Raw genomic sequence first — 17620 nt, 5'->3', positions numbered from 1 at the left:
AGTATGGTAGTATTGTGGCTTTTATTAACAGAGGAGGGATTTTTTTGTCTGATAAATCTAAAAAACCAAATGATGAATCGAAAGAAACATTAACGAACAGGCAAGGGCACCCGGTAACGAATAACCAGAGTCTTAGAACTGTAGGGAACAGAGGCCCTAGTACACTTGAGAACTATGATTTCCTGGAAAAGATCAGCCACTTCGATAGGGAGCGTATCCCTGAACGGGTTGTGCATGCCCGTGGTGCAGGTGCCCATGGTTATTTCATTCCGACCGGTAAAGCGGGGGACGAGCCGATTTCAAAATATACGAGAGCGAAGGTTTTTCAGGAAGAGGGTAAAAAAACCCCGGTATTCGTGAGATTTTCATCTGTTATTCATGGAGGGACGTCCCCGGAAACATTACGTGATCCCAGGGGATTTGCCGTTAAATTTTATACTGAGGATGGAAACTGGGATCTTGTAGGTAATAACCTGAAAATTTTCTTTATTCGTGATGCCATGAAATTCCCGGATTTGATTCATGCCTTCAAACCCGATCCGGTCACGAATATTCAGGACGGCAGGAGGATTTTCGATTTTTGCTCGAGTTCGCCTGAAACATTCCATATGGTTACCTTTGTGTTTTCCCCATGGGGCATCCCGGCTAACTATCGCATGATGCAAGGGTCAGGGGTCAATACTTATAAATGGGTGAATGAAGAAGGGAAAGCGGTGCTTGTCAAGTATCACTGGGAACCGAAACAAGGGATCAAGAACCTGACACAGCAAGAGGCAAATGAAATTCAAGCGACGAATTTCAATCATGCCACACAGGACCTATATGAAGCGATCGAACGCGGGGACTATCCTGAATGGGATCTCAACGTACAGATCATGAGTGATGATGATCACCCTGAGTTGGATTTTGATCCGCTGGATGATACGAAAATTTGGCCGAAAGATGAGTTCCCATGGCTTCATGTCGGTACGATGGTATTGAATAAAAACCCAGAAGACTATTTCACTGAAGTCGAACAGGCTGCATTCGGCACTGGTGTCCTAGTGGATGGGCTGGACTTTTCCGATGACAAGATGTTACAGGGGCGTACATTCTCTTATTCCGATACACAGCGTCATCGTGTCGGCGCGAATTATCTGCAATTGCCGATAAATGCTCCAAAGAAACCAACAGCCACGAATCAGACTGGCGGACAGATGCAATATGAAGTTGGCAGAGGCAGCCAAAGCCCCCACATCAACTACGAACCATCAACTGTCGGCGGCTTGAAAGAAGCCAAGCAGACGGGCAAGGAGTATACACCCATGGTGGAAGGGAAACTTGTTCGTGAGACAATCGACCGCCAAAACAATACGAAACAGGCTGGTGAAACATTCCGTGAATTTGAGGATTGGGAAAAAGACGATTTAATTTCCAATTTAGTGGCGGCATTGGCTCCTGCCGACAAGCGCATTCAGGAAAAAATGATAGCACTTGCCGAAGAGGCCGATGCAGAGTATGGTCGCAGATTGAAAGAGGGACTGGCCGCGGCAGCTGAACATACGGACTCTTCAAAACCTCTGGGTGGGACGGATAACCCTGAGGACGCGGTTAGAAAAGGACATGAAGCGGATCCATATTGATTGGGCTGGAAAGAAGCAAACTTCCCTTTAAAGGGGTTTGCCTCTTTTTTTTATGGGCATAATTGGAGGATGTGTGGAATGCTCTTCCGATGATTCCTTGAAAATCAAGTAGGAAATTGATTGGCAAAAAACTTGATAATCATTTAAACTGAAACTACTCTATTTTTCTCTTATAAAGGAGATGAAAAAATGATTAAACTTCTTTCTGCCCTTTTCCTTCCTTGTCTACTTGTCATGCTATTTTCAAGAGTCACCTATAACAATGTCGTGGGCCTTGTTTTAACTGTTGCCTTGATTACAGCTTCCGCATATAAAGGTTATACGCATACAAACTTATTGATCATCGTCGATGCCTTATCCCTGACAGTGGGGTTCTGGTTATCAAAAAAAATGATGAAACGTACATCCAAGAGCGCCTGACACCAAAGGTGCTTTTTTTGTACTCAAACATGTCATTCCCCTCAACACATCATGAAGTCCATAAACTGAAAATAGAATGGATGTTCGCTTATTGCTGGTTTGTTTTAAGGCTATTGTGGTAGAATGTGTATATATGCTTTATTAAACCGGAATAAATAGAAGGGATATAGGCATGTCCCGTTTTCATATAAAAATATTTCAATAGGAGGCTATGCTTGGTGAAGGATAAGTTTGAGTTAGTCTCAAAATACTCTCCTCAAGGAGATCAACCGGCAGCGATTGACATGCTGGTCGAAGGGATTAAGGAAGGCAAGGAAATGCAGACGTTATTGGGAGCGACGGGGACAGGGAAAACGTTCACCGTTTCCAATGTGATTCAAAGAATCAATAAACCGACTCTTGTCATTGCCCACAATAAAACGTTGGCAGGGCAGCTTTACAGTGAGTTCAAAGAGTTCTTCCCTAATAATGCCGTTGAATACTTCGTGAGCTATTATGATTACTACCAGCCAGAGGCTTATGTCCCATCCACGGATACATTCATCGAAAAGGATGCAAGCATCAATGATGAAATCGATAAACTGCGTCACTCGGCAACCTCATCTTTGTTCGAGAGGAAAGATGTCATCATCATTGCCAGTGTTTCGTGCATATATGGCCTCGGTTCCCCTGAAGAGTACCGGGAGATGGTCGTTTCCCTCCGAACAGGCATGGAAATAGACCGGAATGCCCTGCTGCACAGACTCGTGGATATTCAATATGAGAGGAATGATATTGCTTTCCAACGAGGGACTTTCCGCGTTCGCGGCGACGTGGTCGAAATTTTCCCGGCTTCACGTGATGAACATTGCGTACGGGTCGAGTTTTTCGGGGATGAGATTGACCGTATCCGTGAAGTCGATGCCCTGACTGGTGAAATTACTGGTGAACGGGAACATATCGCCATTTTCCCGGCTTCCCACTTCGTAACCCGCGAAGAGAAAATGCGGATTGCCATTCAAAATATCGAAACGGAACTGGAAGAGCGATTGAAGGAATTAAGGGAAGATGAAAAACTCCTTGAAGCACAGCGCTTGGAGCAGCGGACCCGTTATGATTTGGAAATGATGCGGGAAATGGGATTTTGTTCAGGGATCGAGAACTATTCCCGCCATTTAACCCTTCGTCCCTCAGGTGCGACACCATACACTTTAATGGATTACTTTCCAGAGGACTTCCTATTGGTCGTGGATGAATCACACGTAACCCTTTCGCAAATCCGCGGAATGTTCAATGGAGATCAGGCGCGGAAGCAAGTGCTCGTCGATCATGGCTTCCGTCTGCCGTCTGCAAAAGATAACCGCCCGCTAAGATTTGAAGAATTTGAAAAAAAGGTACATCAATCCATATTCGTTTCGGCAACTCCGGGACCATATGAACTTGAACATACGCCAGAAATGGTTCAGCAGATCATCCGTCCTACCGGATTGCTGGATCCGACGGTGGAAGTGCGGCCGATTGAAGGGCAGATAGATGACTTGATCGGTGAAATACAGGAGCGCGTCAAAAAGAACGAGCGAGTGCTCATTACGACCTTGACGAAAAAGATGTCTGAGGATTTAACTGATTATTTAAAGGAAATCGGCATCAAGGTCCAATATCTTCATTCGGAAGTGAAGACCTTGGAAAGGATAGAAATCATTCGGGAACTTCGAATGGGCAAATATGATGTACTCGTTGGAATCAATCTTTTAAGGGAAGGCCTGGATATACCGGAAGTGTCATTGGTGACCATTCTGGATGCCGATAAGGAAGGGTTCCTTCGCTCAGAGCGTTCGCTTATTCAAACGATGGGCCGTGCAGCCCGTAATGCCAACGGCCATGTCATCATGTATGCAGACCGCATCACGAATTCGATGGAACTTGCCATCAATGAAACGAGGCGGCGCCGTGAAATTCAGGAGAATTATAATAAAGAGCATGGAATATTGCCTCAAACCATCCAAAAGGATATCCGGGACTCCATAAGGGCGACCCATGTAGCCGAAGAAGGCGAAGAGTATAAAGAAGACCTTGCACCAAGCCTCGCGAAGCTCCCTAAAAAAGAGCGTTTAAAAGTGATGGAGAGCATGGAAAAAGAAATGAAGGAAGCGGCAAAGGCACTGGATTTCGAGCGAGCTGCCGAGCTGCGTGATTTATTACTAGAGTTGAAAGCGGAAGGGTGACGAAACATGGCAATGGATAAAATTGTGATAAAAGGCGCCAGGGCCAACAATTTAAAGAATATTGATATCATGATACCGAGAGACAAACTTGTTGTGCTGACCGGATTATCCGGATCTGGAAAGTCTTCCTTGGCTTTTGATACGATTTATGCAGAAGGGCAAAGACGTTATGTAGAATCACTGTCCGCTTATGCTCGTCAATTCTTAGGCCAAGTGGATAAACCGGATGTCGATGCGATCGAAGGCTTGTCACCAGCCATTTCCATAGACCAGAAAACGACCAGTCGAAACCCTCGTTCAACCGTAGGGACTGTTACGGAGATCTATGATTATTTAAGGCTGTTATTTGCACGTGTCGGCAGACCGACCTGTCCGATCCATAATATTGAAATCACCTCACAAACGATTGAGCAAATGGTGGACCGCATTCTTGATTACCCTGAGCGAACCAAGCTTCAGGTATTGGCACCGCTTGTCTCAGGCAGAAAAGGGACACATGCAAAAGTTTTGGAGGAAGTTAAGAAACAAGGATATGTCCGCATTCGTGTGAATGGGGAAATGCATGATCTTAGTGAGGAGATCACTCTCGAAAAAAATAAAAAGCATTCAATCGAGGTCATCATAGACCGGATCGTCATTAAAGAGGGTATCATGGCACGGCTCGCAGATTCATTGGAAAGTGCTTTGCAGCTTGGCGAAGGCAAAGTCATCATTGACGTCATGGGAGAGGAAGAGCTGCTGTTCAGTGAACATCATGCTTGTCCATACTGCGGATTTTCGATTGAAGAGCTAGAGCCGAGAATGTTCTCCTTCAATAGCCCGTTTGGGGCATGCCCGGATTGTGATGGCTTGGGGGCGAGGCTTGAGGTGGACCGTGATCTGGTCATCCCGAATAACGAATTAAGCCTCCGTCAACATGCGATTGCGCCATGGGAGCCGACGAGCTCCCAATATTATCCGCAGCTCCTTGAAGCGGTGGCCAACCATTATGGGATAGATATGGATGTGCCCGTTAAAGATTTACCGCAAGAGAAGATGGATAAGGTCTTGCTTGGTTCAGGTAAAGATAAGATATATTTCCGTTATAAAAATGATTTTGGAAGAGTGCAAGAAGGATATATTCCTTTTGAAGGAGTTTTAAGAAACATCGAAAGGCGCTTCAAGGAGACGAGTTCAGACTATATTCGTGAGCAAATGCAGAAATATATGTCGGAACATCACTGTCCGGCCTGTAAGGGTCATCGATTGAAAAAAGAGAGTCTTTCCGTGCTTATTCAAGGGGTCCATATAAGTGAAACGACAGCCTTATCAGTGGAAGATGCTTTAGTATTTTTCGATGAGCTTGATTTGACTGAAAAGGAAGCTGCAATCGCGAGATTGATTTTACGTGAAATTCGTGAGCGGCTCGGTTTCCTGGCTAATGTAGGTTTGGAATATTTGACGTTGAGCAGGGCAGCGGGAACATTATCAGGCGGTGAAGCCCAGCGTATACGATTGGCTACGCAGATCGGTTCCCGATTGACGGGAGTACTCTATATTTTGGATGAACCTTCAATAGGGCTGCACCAGAGGGATAACGATCGATTGATCGATACATTGAAGAATATGCGCGAAATCGGGAACACCCTGATTGTTGTCGAGCATGATGAAGATACGATGATTGCTGCGGATTATTTGATCGATGTTGGTCCTGGAGCAGGAGCACATGGAGGGGAAATAGTGGCCGCTGGTACTCCGGAAGAGGTCATGAATAATCCTAAATCCTTAACGGGCCAATATTTGGCAGGGAAGAAATTCATTCCATTGCCATTGGAACGCCGAAAAAATGATGGCCGTGTCATTGAGATAAAAGGTGCCAAGGAAAATAATTTGAAAAACGTTAATGTGAAATTCCCGCTTGGGGTCTTTACTGCCGTTACAGGAGTCTCTGGATCAGGGAAAAGTACATTAGTCAATGAAATCCTCCATAAATCGTTGGCTCAAAAGCTGAATCGGGCAAAAGCCAGACCAGGCGATTTCCGTGAGATCAAGGGAATTGAGCATTTAGATAAAGTCATTGATATCGATCAATCACCGATCGGCAGAACCCCACGATCGAATCCAGCTACCTATACGGGTGTATTCGATGATGTTCGTGACGTATTTGCCTCGACTAATGAAGCGAAGATCCGCGGTTATAAAAAAGGAAGGTTCAGTTTCAATGTGAAGGGCGGCCGCTGTGAAGCATGCCGTGGAGATGGCATTATCAAGATTGAAATGCATTTCCTTCCGGATGTCTATGTCCCATGTGAAATCTGTCATGGGAAACGTTATAACCGGGAAACTCTTGAAGTGAAATATAAAGGGAAAAACATTTCCGACATCCTCGATATGACAGTTGAGGAAGGTGTTGGTTTCTTTGAAAATATCCCGAAAATCAAACGGAAGCTACAAACGATTTATGATGTTGGATTAGGTTATATCAAGCTTGGACAGCCTGCTACCACTTTATCAGGCGGTGAAGCGCAAAGGGTGAAACTAGCTTCTGAATTGCATCGCCGTTCCACTGGGCGCTCCTTTTATATCTTGGATGAACCAACTACCGGGCTTCATGTCCACGATATAGCAAGGCTGCTACAGGTTCTGCAGCGGCTGGTTGACAATGGGGATACAGTTCTGGTGATCGAGCATAATCTGGATGTCATCAAGACGGCGGACCATATTATTGACCTGGGCCCGGAAGGCGGAGATAAGGGCGGAACGATCGTCACTTATGGAACACCTGAAAAAATATGTGAAGTTTCCGAATCGTATACGGGAAAATACTTAAAACCTGTACTTACCCGTGATCAAATTCGCATGGAAAATTGGATTGAAGAAAAAGAAACTCAGCATGAACATGCATAAAAGAACAAGCCATCAGGCTTGTTCAGTTTGTAGACAAAAGGGTTCGGAATTAAAAAATTCCGAACCCTTTTGACATTTGTGTGGAATCTAAATAACTGGATCAATACTTGGGCGTCCTACCTCTGAATACATTTCTTTCACCAAATCATAAATGAAAGAGAAGGGTTAATGGCAGCCTCGATTTTTCGAACCAAATGGTTCGCTGGCACCAGTTGATTTCGTTGAATAGAAGCATGATTAGAAAGCATCTTTATTACCTCAAGTTTTATTCATTCTATTTTAGAACAATGAAGACTATAGGTAAAAGGGTTTCTAAAAGTTAAAACAAAGTTGATTGGAACGGAAGGTGCGAGACTCCTGCGGGAAAAGCGAGGCCAGGGGAGACCCCGCAGGCGCAAAGGCGGCGAGGAGGCTCCCGGACCGCCCGCGGAAAGCGAGTGCCTGGAGAGGAAATCAACGTTCAATTTGTCTACAGTCTGGAACAAGCCATCAGCTTGTTTTTATGTAGAAAAATGACGGTGGGCATTTAATCAATCATTTGATTAAAGAATGGGAAAACAAGATATTTCCGGGGAAATCATAAATCTCCCGTTTCGGAAATTGTCATTTTCCTTTGTCGAATGATAGGAAAAACGGTATTTATGAAACTTTTTAAATATCTGGGCGTATGTATGAATAAAATGATAGAAGAAAGCGAGGAATGTTCATGCAGGAGGAAAGAAAGAAAATCTTAGAAATGATTCAGGATGGAAAGTTATCAGCAGAAGAAGCCATGGGCTTATTGGAAGAATTAGATAAAGCCAGTCAGGAAAGTGAAGCTAAAGAGCAAAAATTACAAAATGAATTATCGACGGTTGTCGTGGATAAGAAAAGCGAGGGAAGCACTCAGGATACGTTTAAGAAGAATATCCAGTCATCGAAAGAAAAGATTATGGATTTCGTTGAAAGTGCTTTTAAGAAAATCAAAGAAACGGATCTTGATTTCAATTTTGGGAAATCTGTAGAGGTAAGTCATATTTTCCAGCATGATCATGATTTCCTGAATGAAGTTGATGTGGATATAGCAAATGGGAAAATAAAAATCGCCGCATGGGACCATAATGATGTCCGGGTAGAGTGTGAAGCTAAGGTGTACCGTGTGGAAGATATAGAAGAAGCCAGGAAGAACTTCTTGGAAGAAGTCGATTTCACGATTGAAAATGGAAAATTGAGGTTCAAGGTTCGTGAAAAATCCATAAAGGTTGATACGATCATGTACATTCCAAGGAAGGAATATGAGGATATCCATGTAAGGATGTTCAATGGCGCTATCACGACTGAATCATTGAAAACAGAGAACCTTAAAGCGAAGACGGCTAATGGTGCCATTCATATCATGCAGGGTACGGGTGATTCGTGTGAGCTTGAAACAGCTAACGGGATGATCACCATTTCGGATACCAACTTTAATGACTTGGAAGCCGAGACCCTGAATGGAGCGATTAATGCCGATGGATACTTCAAGAAATTGGATGTCCAAACTTTCAATGGGGAAATCATCTGTACGAATTCAGGGATGGATTGCGATTCGATCCATGCTAAGTCAGTCACTGGAAAAGTCCTGCTGACCCTGCCACCAGGTAAGGCGATCGAAGGAGAGCTGAAATCCAATTTAGGAAGCTTTAATGTAACTTTGGAAGGGATGACCATCATCGAAGAGAAAAGTGATGTGGTTCAGAAGGTCCTTAAGTTTAAGACGGTTAAGGAAGAGGTTCCTGTGCTTCATGTTTTTGCAGAAACCAAGACTGCAGCGATAACGGTTTCCTGAAGAAAAAGAAAGCGCACTGATATAGCTGCTCAGAATGTAGGCAAACTCGGCAAAAATCGGGTTTGCCTACATTTTTTTTATGGCTAGTACAATTTGGATGTTGATTTCCGCTCCCGAAACTCGCTTTCCGCATGCGGGGTCTTCCCTTGATGCGCTTTCGCAGAGTCTCGCACACTTGCTCTTCAATCAACTTTGGTATTAAATTTGGATAGAAACCATATCTAAGGAGTTGATTTTGGAACATCATTTGATGAAAAATACGTTTTGTGATCCCTTTTGGCTACAAAGTGAGCCCGCCAATATAAACTTGGTGCTTCCTTAGGATTCATGCAGTTTCATCTCATCTCTTTCCTGTTCCCGGGACCTTCCCGCTGTCATCATCCGGTTGCAGTGAATAAAAAAACAGTAAATCGATAATGCTTTGTTTGGTTATTAACAGAAAAATGCTAAAATAGAAAAAGTATCTCGAAAAATAGCAACGCTCCAAAAGGAGGAAAGATATATGGCAAAAGTCCGTACAAAGGATATAGTAGAAGCGTTCGGTCTAGAACTTATCAGTGGGGAAGAAGGAATTAACCGACCAATAGTCACGAGTGATTTATCTCGTCCCGGACTTGAAATAGCCGGTTTTTTTGATTATTATCCCGCGGATCGAGTACAGCTTTTAGGTATGACGGAGATGTCCTTTTTTAATCGGTTGAATGAACCGGAGCGAATACAGAGGATGGAAGAGTTGTGCAGGGACTTTACTCCAGGCATCATCATTACGCGTGGCCAGGAAGTACCGATAGAATTGATCGAAGCTTCTGAGCGGGAATCCGTTCCTGTGATGAGATCTAATATGAAGACAACAAGGTTATACAGCCGTCTGACCAATTTCCTTGAAAGCAGGTTGGCACCAACTACTGCTGTTCATGGTGTATTGGTGGACATCTATGGGTTAGGGGTGTTAATCACCGGGAAAAGCGGAGTCGGTAAAAGTGAGACAGCCCTGGAACTAGTGAAACGGGGTCATCGTCTCGTAGCCGATGACTGCGTCGAAATCAGGCAGGAAGACCAAGATACGCTAGTAGGGAATGCCCCGGATTTAATCGAACATCTTCTTGAAATAAGAGGATTGGGAATCATTAACGTAATGACGCTTTTTGGGGCTGGTGCAGTCCGGAGCAACAAAAAGATCTCAATCGTCATCAATCTGGAGCTATGGGAAAAAAACAAGCAGTATGACCGGGTGGGTCTTGATGAGGAAAAAATGAAAATCATCGATACGGAAGTGACGAAAATTACCGTACCTGTCCGTCCAGGGCGAAATTTAGCTGTTATCATTGAAGTGGCAGCCATGAATTACCGCCTTAAACGAATGGGAGTAAATGCTGCAGAACAGTTTTCAGATCGCTTGAACCATGCCATTGCAGATCCGGAACATGATGAATTTTAATAGGTTATAGGAAAAGAGGGGACAAAATGGAACAAGGAATACAGCCGCTGAATCCAATCGCGATAGATCTTGGTCCCATCCAGGTACATTGGTATGGACTTATTATCGGTTTCGGTGTGTTATTGGGTCTTATTATTGCTTTGAGGGAATCTGAGCGGAGAGGCCTTGATAAGGAAATATTTACTGATATGATTTTGTTTGCTGTCCCGATAGCAATCATTTGTGCCCGTATTTATTATGTGATCTTCCAATGGGAGTACTATTCACAAAATCCGGGGGATATCATAAAAATATGGAATGGCGGAATTGCCATACATGGTGCGTTGATTGGATCGGTGCTGACTGCCATCGTTTTTGCCAAGGTCAAGAAAGTGTCATTTTGGAAGCTCGCGGACATTGCTGCACCGAGCTTATTGTTGGGGCAGGCGATTGGCCGTTGGGGTAATTTCATGAATCAGGAAGCGCATGGGGGAGAAATAACAAGGTCATTCCTGGAAAATATGCATTTGCCTGAATTCATCATAAATCAAATGTACATAAACGGTACATATTATCACCCGACCTTTTTGTATGAATCGATTTGGAACATCGCCGGCGTCATCATCCTCTTAAGTTTACGGAAAGTGAACTTGCGCAGGGGGGAACTATTTTTAACCTATGTATTATGGTATTCCATCGGCCGTTTTTACATTGAAGGATTGCGGACGGATAGTTTGATGCTGACGGAGTCACTGCGTATCGCACAAGTGATCTCGATTGTGTTGGTAGTTGTAGCCATTGCTTTGGTGGTCTATAGAAGGGTCAGCGGGCATGCAAACAAACGGTATTTAGATGCATAGGGAATATGTGTAAAGGGAGAGGGCATAGTGATAGTAGATTCGATTAAAAAGGGACTTCTTTCAGGCTTGAATACAACTTGGTCTTTGGGGAAAGTGATATTTCCAGTCACTTTGATCGTCACTGTGCTTCAATATACGCCTGTATTGCCATTCATCATTAACTTGATAGCGCCTTTGATGAATCTCATCGGCCTTCCAGGGGATGCGGCAATTCCGCTTGTGTTAGGGAATTTCCTGAATTTATACGCGGCGATCGCGGGCATATTAACACTTGATTTGACTGTGAAAGAAGTTTTTATTATCGCTATGATGCTATCTTTTTCACATAATTTATTGATCGAGTCAGGTGTGGCAATGAAAACCGGTGTCAAGCTGTGGATCATCCTAACGGTACGGATCGGACTTGCGCTTTTATCAGCTATCGTCATCAATCTTGTTTGGCAGGGCGGATCTGAAATGGCCCAAGGAGCGGCTATCGGGGAGGCTGCAGAAATTAACGGAGCGGGTGCAATCCTTTTACATGGGGTCATCCAGGCACTTTCCGGTATCGGTCAGCTGGCGGTCATCGTTATTCCGCTCATGGTGGCGGTTCAAATCATGAAAGATTTAAAATGGCTGGAAGCATTCTCGAAAGCCCTTGCTCCCTTCATGAAGGTCCTGGGGATGAAGCCGAATGCTTCCATGCCTTTCGTTACAGGTCTGACTCTCGGTTTGGCATATGGGGCAGGCGTAATGATTCAAGCCGCTAAAGAAGATAATGTATCGAAGAAGGATATGACGATTGCGTTCATCTTTTTAGTTGCCTGCCATGCTGTTGTAGAAGACACACTGATTTTTATTCCGCTGGGGATTCCGGTCTTGCCATTGTTGCTTATTCGGCTACTCACTGCCATTGTTTTAACGATGGCCGTTGCGTATATATGGAATCGGACTGACAGGGTACAGAGAAAGGAAGCTGTATATGAACAGTAACATAACTACATTGTTATTTGATCTTGATGGGACGTTGATCAATACAAATGAATTGATCATTGCCTCTTTTACTGAAACTTTAAACCACTTTTGTCCTGGAAAGTTCAAACGGGAAGATATCATTCCATTTATCGGACCGACTTTGGTCGATACTTTCTCCTCCATTGATCCAAAACGTGTGGATGATATGATCGCTTACTATCGGGAGCATAATTGGAGGAATCATGATTTGCTTGTCACACAATTTGACGGGGTGTTCGAAACCGTTCAAACGTTGAAGCAGAGCGGTTATAAATTGGCAGTCGTTACGACAAAGAAGCGTGATGTCGTTGAAAAGGGCCTGCGTTTAAGCAAACTGGATCAATTCTTTGAAGTGGTGGTCACACTGGATGAAGTGGAAAAGGCAAAGCCGGACCCAGAGCCTTTGGTAAAAGCTTTAAATCAACTCGGTTCGGTTCCTGAAGAAGCGATCATGATTGGCGACAGTTATCATGATATTATGGGCGGTAAAAATACAGGCACAAAAACGGCAGGGGTCTCATGGTCCATTAAAGGCCGTGAATTCTTGGAAAGTTATCACCCTGATTATATGCTTGAGCAGATGGCGGATTTATTGAATATCGTTGAGGTTGAAAAACTCACGGAGGCTAGAAAATGAGACGCACGTCCCGCTATCCAGTTGAAGGGGCAAATTCACTATGGCATGTATATAAGACCGTTCCATTCTGGAAAGTCGTAAAGAATTTTGTTGTGATACAGCTAGCGCGTTATACGCCTTTTCTGGGCATGAAGAATTGGCTATACAGGACTTTTTTACATATGAAAGTAGGAAAGCATACTTCGTTTGCCTTGATGGTCATGCCGGATGTGATGTTTCCGGAAAAAATATCGGTTGGAATAAATACTGTCATTGGCTATAATACGACGATTCTTGCTCATGAATATTTGATTCATGAATATCGTTTAGGAGATGTAGTCATTGGTGATGAAGTATTGATTGGAGCCAATTCGACCATTCTTCCAGGACTTTCAATTGGTAATGGGGCGATTGTCTCTGCGGGGACGCTTGTCCATAAGGATGTTCCGGAGGGAGCTTTCGTCGGGGGAAATCCAATGAAAATCATATATACCAAAGAGGAAATGCTTGAGAGAGAGCAGCAAACTTCCTTATGAATGAAAAAAGGACTTGCCCATATATGCGGCAAGTCCTTTTTAATGGCATTTTGGGTATAACGGAGTCAGTTCATTCTTAAGATGCTCCATCACTTCGTTGATTGATACATTTTCCTGGTTCACCGTTGCTTCATACGTTTCTTTTAAAATTTGAAAAAACCTTTGCTGTGCCTGTTTTTCCATGTTGAGTTTGTCCTCCTATCATCTATTGAAGATTTATGAAAGGGGGCTGAACAACTTCAGCCCTGCATCTCATTTACCTATCTCCGATTTCAATAAATCGGCAACCAATACGTATCGTTCCGGTGCACTGCCAATATATGAAAAAGGATAGCAGGTTGTTACTGTAAGTGTGGCTTTAGGCTTGGGAACGATCACGGTACGGTCATCTGCATCGACGATACGAACCTTCCTCACTTTATATGTAAACGTACCGGCTTCTGTCTTGGCAATCAGCAAGTCACCCTCGCCGACATCACCTAGATCTCTGAAAATTGTATCTCGGTGACCGGATAAAACGGAATTATCCTTTTCACCGGGGAGGACGGACCCCGCATAATGGCCGACGCCCTTTTCGAGTTCATCTTCGTCCGTTCCGTGATAAATTGGAAGTGTTGCCTCGATTTTCGGAATATAAAGCTCACCCATCAAATCACCTGTCTCCGGTCGTTCTTCATATAGTTCAAGCTCATCGGGAATATCAGCTTTAGGCTTCGGTTCGGGTAGCTTAGCCGTCGCTTCCATTGTGTCAGATTTATTCCATTTATATAGGGCATAGCCTTTTAACAGCGTATAGGCATTTGTCGTTGTAAAATAAAAACCTAAGGTTAAAATGCAGACAGCAGTGATAAGTAACGTTTTTTTCTTATGCCTGGATTGCCTATTTTTGCTCATCTTAATTAGTGAGTCTCGCTTTTCTGATCAATCCGAAAGCGATACCCATTAACGCTAAACCGATTAAAGCGCCGAATAAGTAATTACCAGCCGTTTTAGGAAGCACTCCGCCTTTTTCCGTTTTATGATCAGGTTTTGTGGGTTTTTTCTTTTCCTTTTTTACCTCAACCACTTTAGAAATGACCTCAGTGGATTGTTTAATGTCATTACCGGTTTCCTTCACTAAATCGGAACCGATCATTTCACCTGTCAATGTAAAATCGAGCAAAAAATTGCCGTTTAAATCATAAATGGAAACTAGTAAACTAGCATTCGTCAATTCCTTAAGTTGGAATAAAGCCTCAAGGGATAGGTTTGTCGTGACACCATCCTGAATTAAGGCGAATTTGAATTGAATTTGCAGCAAGCTTTGAAGATCCTTATATATAGAAAGCAATTCTGCCACTTGTTCTGCAGATAATTCATCAATTGTTTCAAAATCCTCGAGTTGATCCATCCTATCGGAGATCGCCATTAAACGAGCTTCAAAAGAAGGGTCTTCGACGATAGGCAAAAGGTGGTTCATGAATCTATCGAGTTCTTCGTCTGTAAGGCCGATCTCAGTAAAGAGACCATCCATTAAATCGATGATCTCTTCGTCATCATATTCCATCTCTTCCTCATCATAATCCATTTCTAAATCGATGATATCCTCAATATCGTAAATGAAATGGAAGGTATCGATGATAGAATCCCCCTCTTCCAGTTCGCCGTATTCTATTAATAATTCCGTAAGTTCAGCTTCTGTCATTTCATATTGTTTAAGTAGATTCTGGATGGTCTCAGGAGTGACGGCCGGCCCCAATGTATCACGCAACTCTTCTACCGATTTCAGTTCATTCAATGATAAGTCGTAATAGGATAAATACTCTTCCAATTCTTCTTGCGTCATTCTAACTTCAGAAAGGTATGCATTAAGCTCATCCTGGTTGATCTTAGTTGCCGCAAAACCCTTCGTTCCGCTTAAACCCAGTGAAAAAAGAACGATAAATGCCAAAAAAAACGAAAAATATTTCGTCATTCCCATATCCCCCTAAAATTTTCTAATATTACCAAACTCCTAAACATTATAAAACAGCTAAACCAAAAGGTATACATTAATAACGGTGAATGGCTAAAAATAGGAAGAAATATTCGGGTGGAAAGGTACAACTCCTTCCGTTTGGACTTTAACCGATCATGAAGAATATCCAAGACCGCCATGGTATTGAAGTAATGAGAATAGGCATATTTCCCTTGACGTAAGGTGGGGGCAGGGGTAAACTATTAATAACTTCAACCTACTACCATATTAGCGAACTAAAGTGTATTGATCGATTATTGTGATTATTTATATTATTATGTCAGTTTATTTGTTACTATTTTTATATGTTATCCGAAATTTGGATTTAAGCGTGAAACCTTGGAAAGATAAAGGGATAAACAAAATTAGGAATGGGTGTATCGGTTTTTGCCTATAGGCGGACCGATTGGATATAGATAGTAATCAAAATTTCAAAAGGATGTGCAGTCGTGACAAAGCCATTTATGTTTGAAAAACCGTTAGGCATGAGAGATACATTGCCGGTGCTATATGAAACGAAAGTATCGGCAAGAAATAAAATGAGTGATGAAATCAAGAAGTGGGGCTATCAATTTATTGAAACGCCTGCTTTGGAATATTATGAAACAATTGGCGATGCTTCGGCAATCTTGGATCAACAGTTGTTTAAACTTCTTGATTCCCAGGGGCATACGCTCGTACTCCGTCCCGAGATGACAGCTCCCATTGCACGGGTCGCAGCATCCAAATTGCTAAAACAGCAAATTCCGCTTCGCCTGGCCTATTCCGCGAATGTATACCGCGCACAGCAGCGTGAAGGAGGCAGGCCGGCAGAATTCGAACAGATTGGCATTGAATGTATCGGAAATAAGTTTATAAGTGCTGATGCTGAAATGATTGCCCTGCTTGCGGATGCACTAAAGGCTGCAGGGCTTCAGGAATTTAAGATTTCCATTGGACATATCGGATTTCTGCAAGAATTTTTCTTAAGCATTCTAGGTACGGAGGAAAGAGCCTCTATATTAAGGAAGTTTTTGTACGAAAAAAATTATGTCGGTTATCGCGAGCATGTTAAATCACTGCCGCTTTCATCCATTGATAAACAACGGCTTATCGAATTTACCTCATTAAGGGGCAGTGAAGGAACCCTGAACAAGGCGCTAGGGTTGGTGGAAAATAATAAAGGTCAAGATTCTTTGGCTGAACTGAAGGAATTGTCTGCGCAGCTGAAAGAATTTGACGTTGAACAATATGTGAGCTTCGACTTGACATTGGTCAGTCATATGAGTTATTACACGGGAACTTTATTTGAGGTGTATGCCGGGCAAGTGGGTTCGCCAATCGGTAATGGCGGCCGGTATGATAATCTGCTTGCGAAGTTCGGCTGGAATGCTTCGGCCACAGGTTTTGCAATCCGGGTGGATCGTCTTGCAGAAGCTCTTGGGGAGCCGATCCAGCCTGTCGCGCCAGAATGCATTTTATTCAGTCCCGAACGGAGATTGGAAGCAATTCAATTTGCAAGAAAAAAACGCTCCGAAGGGAAATTGGTAACGATTCAAGATATTACGGTCGTCCAAAATGTCGATGCTTTTACACGGACATTTTCTGAAGTTCATTTATTCGTAGGGAATGGGGGGAATGGAAAAGATGAATAATAGCTTTTTAACGATTGCCATGCCGAAAGGAAGAATATTTGAAGAAGCGGCAGAGCTGTTAAGAAGGGCCGGATTTCGTCTCCCTCCCGAGTTTGATGATTCCAGGAAATTGATCCTTGAAGTGGAAGAGGAGAATCTGCGGTTCATTTTAGCAAAACCGATGGATGTCGTAACATATGTGGAACACGGCGTCGCTGACATTGGCATTGCAGGGAAGGATGTCATGTTGGAAGAAGAACGTGATGTCTATGAGTTACTTGATTTGAAAATCAGTGCCTGCTACTTGGCAGTAGCTGGATTGCCTGGTACGAAAATAAGTGACATCGCCCCCAAAATAGCGAGTAAATACCCGAACGTTGCTTCCAGTTATTTTCGCGAGCAGGGGGAGCAAGTCGAGATTATAAAGCTGAATGGGTCTATTGAGTTAGCACCGTTAATCGGTTTAGCTGAACGAATCGTCGATATCGTTTCAACGGGGCGGACATTGAAGGAAAACGGGCTTGTGGAATATGCAAAAATCGCCAATGTGACTTCGAGGCTGGTAGCAAACCCTGTCAGTTATCGAATTAAAGAAGCAAGGATTACCGAAATCGTGGAACGGCTAGCAGAAATTATTGAATAGTAAAGAA

General features: G+C 43.3%; 15 protein-coding genes and 1 pseudogene. 12 read left to right on the top strand and 4 right to left on the bottom strand.

Annotated elements, in window-relative coordinates; all coding sequences use genetic code 11:
- Positions 1–38 precede the first annotated feature (38 nt).
- The 4 genes from BW986_RS12710 to uvrA all read left to right on the top strand — a co-directional run bounded on the left by BW986_RS12710 (position 39) and on the right by uvrA (position 7132).
- On the top strand, positions 39–1622 hold the full coding sequence (locus tag BW986_RS12710; protein WP_142244609.1) for a catalase: 1584 nt from the start codon (positions 39–41) through the stop codon (positions 1620–1622).
- A gap of 189 nt (positions 1623–1811) precedes the next feature.
- On the top strand, positions 1812–2042 hold the full coding sequence (locus BW986_RS12705) for a CsbA family protein (protein WP_076368263.1): 231 nt from the start codon (positions 1812–1814) through the stop codon (positions 2040–2042).
- Positions 2043–2260: 218 nt separating this feature from the next.
- Positions 2261–4246: an excinuclease ABC subunit UvrB gene (uvrB, locus tag BW986_RS12700; protein WP_076368531.1), complete on the top strand. Its 1986-nt coding sequence runs from the start codon at positions 2261–2263 to the stop codon at positions 4244–4246.
- Positions 4247–4252: 6 nt separating this feature from the next.
- Complete coding sequence (gene uvrA, locus BW986_RS12695; RefSeq protein ID WP_076368262.1) at positions 4253–7132, top strand: excinuclease ABC subunit UvrA; 2880 nt, start codon at positions 4253–4255, stop codon at positions 7130–7132.
- A gap of 90 nt (positions 7133–7222) precedes the next feature.
- On the opposite strand, the pseudogene BW986_RS29600 reads toward uvrA, so the two are convergent.
- A pseudogene (locus BW986_RS29600) lies at positions 7223–7380 on the bottom strand (transposase); the annotation flags it as partial.
- A gap of 458 nt (positions 7381–7838) precedes the next feature.
- Between BW986_RS29600 and BW986_RS12680 the strand changes: the two are divergent.
- From BW986_RS12680 to BW986_RS12655, 6 genes are all read left to right on the top strand, one after another.
- Entirely contained in the window at positions 7839–8939 is a 1101-nt protein-coding gene (locus tag BW986_RS12680) for a DUF4097 family beta strand repeat-containing protein (protein WP_076368530.1), read from the top strand.
- Between the two features lie 502 nt (positions 8940–9441).
- The gene (gene hprK, locus BW986_RS12675) at positions 9442–10377 is read left to right on the top strand and encodes an HPr(Ser) kinase/phosphatase (protein ID WP_076368260.1); all 936 of its coding nucleotides are present in this window, start codon (positions 9442–9444) and stop codon (positions 10375–10377) included.
- A gap of 26 nt (positions 10378–10403) precedes the next feature.
- A complete protein-coding gene (gene lgt, locus BW986_RS12670) occupies positions 10404–11216 on the top strand; it encodes a prolipoprotein diacylglyceryl transferase (protein WP_076368259.1) in 813 nt (270 codons plus the stop codon).
- Between the two features lie 27 nt (positions 11217–11243).
- Complete coding sequence (locus tag BW986_RS12665) at positions 11244–12188, top strand: nucleoside recognition domain-containing protein (protein WP_076368258.1); 945 nt, start codon at positions 11244–11246, stop codon at positions 12186–12188.
- Positions 12178–12846, top strand: a complete 669-nt coding sequence (ppaX, locus tag BW986_RS12660) for a pyrophosphatase PpaX (protein ID WP_076368257.1) — start codon at positions 12178–12180, stop codon at positions 12844–12846. Before BW986_RS12665 ends, ppaX begins: the two co-directional genes overlap by 11 nt.
- Positions 12843–13361 (top strand): acyltransferase, encoded by a 519-nt coding sequence (locus BW986_RS12655; protein ID WP_063233944.1) that lies wholly within the window; start codon positions 12843–12845, stop codon positions 13359–13361. The genes ppaX and BW986_RS12655 overlap by 4 nt, the downstream gene beginning before the upstream one ends.
- A 39-nt stretch (positions 13362–13400) precedes the next feature.
- Here the strand turns inward: BW986_RS12655 and BW986_RS30215 are convergent, their stop codons facing one another.
- The 3 genes from BW986_RS30215 to BW986_RS12645 form a co-directional block, all read right to left on the bottom strand.
- Complete coding sequence (locus BW986_RS30215) at positions 13401–13544, bottom strand: YwzD family small protein (RefSeq protein ID WP_179086064.1); 144 nt, start codon at positions 13542–13544, stop codon at positions 13401–13403.
- Positions 13545–13613: 69 nt separating this feature from the next.
- On the bottom strand, positions 13614–14255 hold the full coding sequence (locus tag BW986_RS12650; RefSeq protein ID WP_076368256.1) for a class D sortase: 642 nt from the start codon (positions 14253–14255) through the stop codon (positions 13614–13616).
- A gap of 1 nt (position 14256) precedes the next feature.
- A complete protein-coding gene (locus tag BW986_RS12645) occupies positions 14257–15315 on the bottom strand; it encodes a processed acidic surface protein (protein ID WP_076368255.1) in 1059 nt (352 codons plus the stop codon).
- 491 nt (positions 15316–15806) lie between these two features.
- On the opposite strand from BW986_RS12645, the gene BW986_RS12640 reads away from it, so the two are divergent.
- Positions 15807–16991, top strand: coding sequence for an ATP phosphoribosyltransferase regulatory subunit (locus BW986_RS12640; RefSeq protein WP_076368254.1), 1185 nt, complete (start codon positions 15807–15809; stop codon positions 16989–16991).
- Positions 16984–17613 (top strand): ATP phosphoribosyltransferase, encoded by a 630-nt coding sequence (gene hisG / locus BW986_RS12635; RefSeq protein ID WP_034311625.1) that lies wholly within the window; start codon positions 16984–16986, stop codon positions 17611–17613. Before BW986_RS12640 ends, hisG begins: the two co-directional genes overlap by 8 nt.
- Positions 17614–17620: the final 7 nt, after the last annotated feature.

The sequence above is a fragment of the Peribacillus simplex genome (assembly GCF_900156045.1).
Lineage (GTDB): Bacteria > Bacillota > Bacilli > Bacillales > DSM-1321 > Peribacillus > Peribacillus simplex_D.
The sequence above is the reverse complement of the archived record's forward strand: the minus strand, read 5'-3'. Positions and strand labels throughout refer to the sequence as shown.

Bases quoted from the DNA above. Each gene is read 5' to 3' on its own strand.
- BW986_RS12705 (WP_076368263.1), top strand. From the start codon at position 1,812: ATGATTAAACTTCTTTCTGCCCTTTTCCTTCCTTGTCTACTTGTCATG.
- uvrA (WP_076368262.1), top strand. From the start codon at position 4,253: ATGGCAATGGATAAAATTGTGATAAAAGGCGCCAGGGCCAACAATTTA.
- BW986_RS12680 (WP_076368530.1), top strand. From the start codon at position 7,839: ATGCAGGAGGAAAGAAAGAAAATCTTAGAAATGATTCAGGATGGAAAG.
- hprK (WP_076368260.1), top strand. From the start codon at position 9,442: ATGGCAAAAGTCCGTACAAAGGATATAGTAGAAGCGTTCGGTCTAGAA.
- lgt (WP_076368259.1), top strand. From the start codon at position 10,404: ATGGAACAAGGAATACAGCCGCTGAATCCAATCGCGATAGATCTTGGT.
- ppaX (WP_076368257.1), top strand. From the start codon at position 12,178: ATGAACAGTAACATAACTACATTGTTATTTGATCTTGATGGGACGTTG.
- BW986_RS12655 (WP_063233944.1), top strand. From the start codon at position 12,843: ATGAGACGCACGTCCCGCTATCCAGTTGAAGGGGCAAATTCACTATGG.
- BW986_RS30215 (WP_179086064.1), bottom strand. From the start codon at position 13,544: ATGGAAAAACAGGCACAGCAAAGGTTTTTTCAAATTTTAAAAGAAACG.
- BW986_RS12650 (WP_076368256.1), bottom strand. From the start codon at position 14,255: ATGAGCAAAAATAGGCAATCCAGGCATAAGAAAAAAACGTTACTTATC.
- BW986_RS12645 (WP_076368255.1), bottom strand. From the start codon at position 15,315: ATGACGAAATATTTTTCGTTTTTTTTGGCATTTATCGTTCTTTTTTCA.
- hisG (WP_034311625.1), top strand. From the start codon at position 16,984: ATGAATAATAGCTTTTTAACGATTGCCATGCCGAAAGGAAGAATATTT.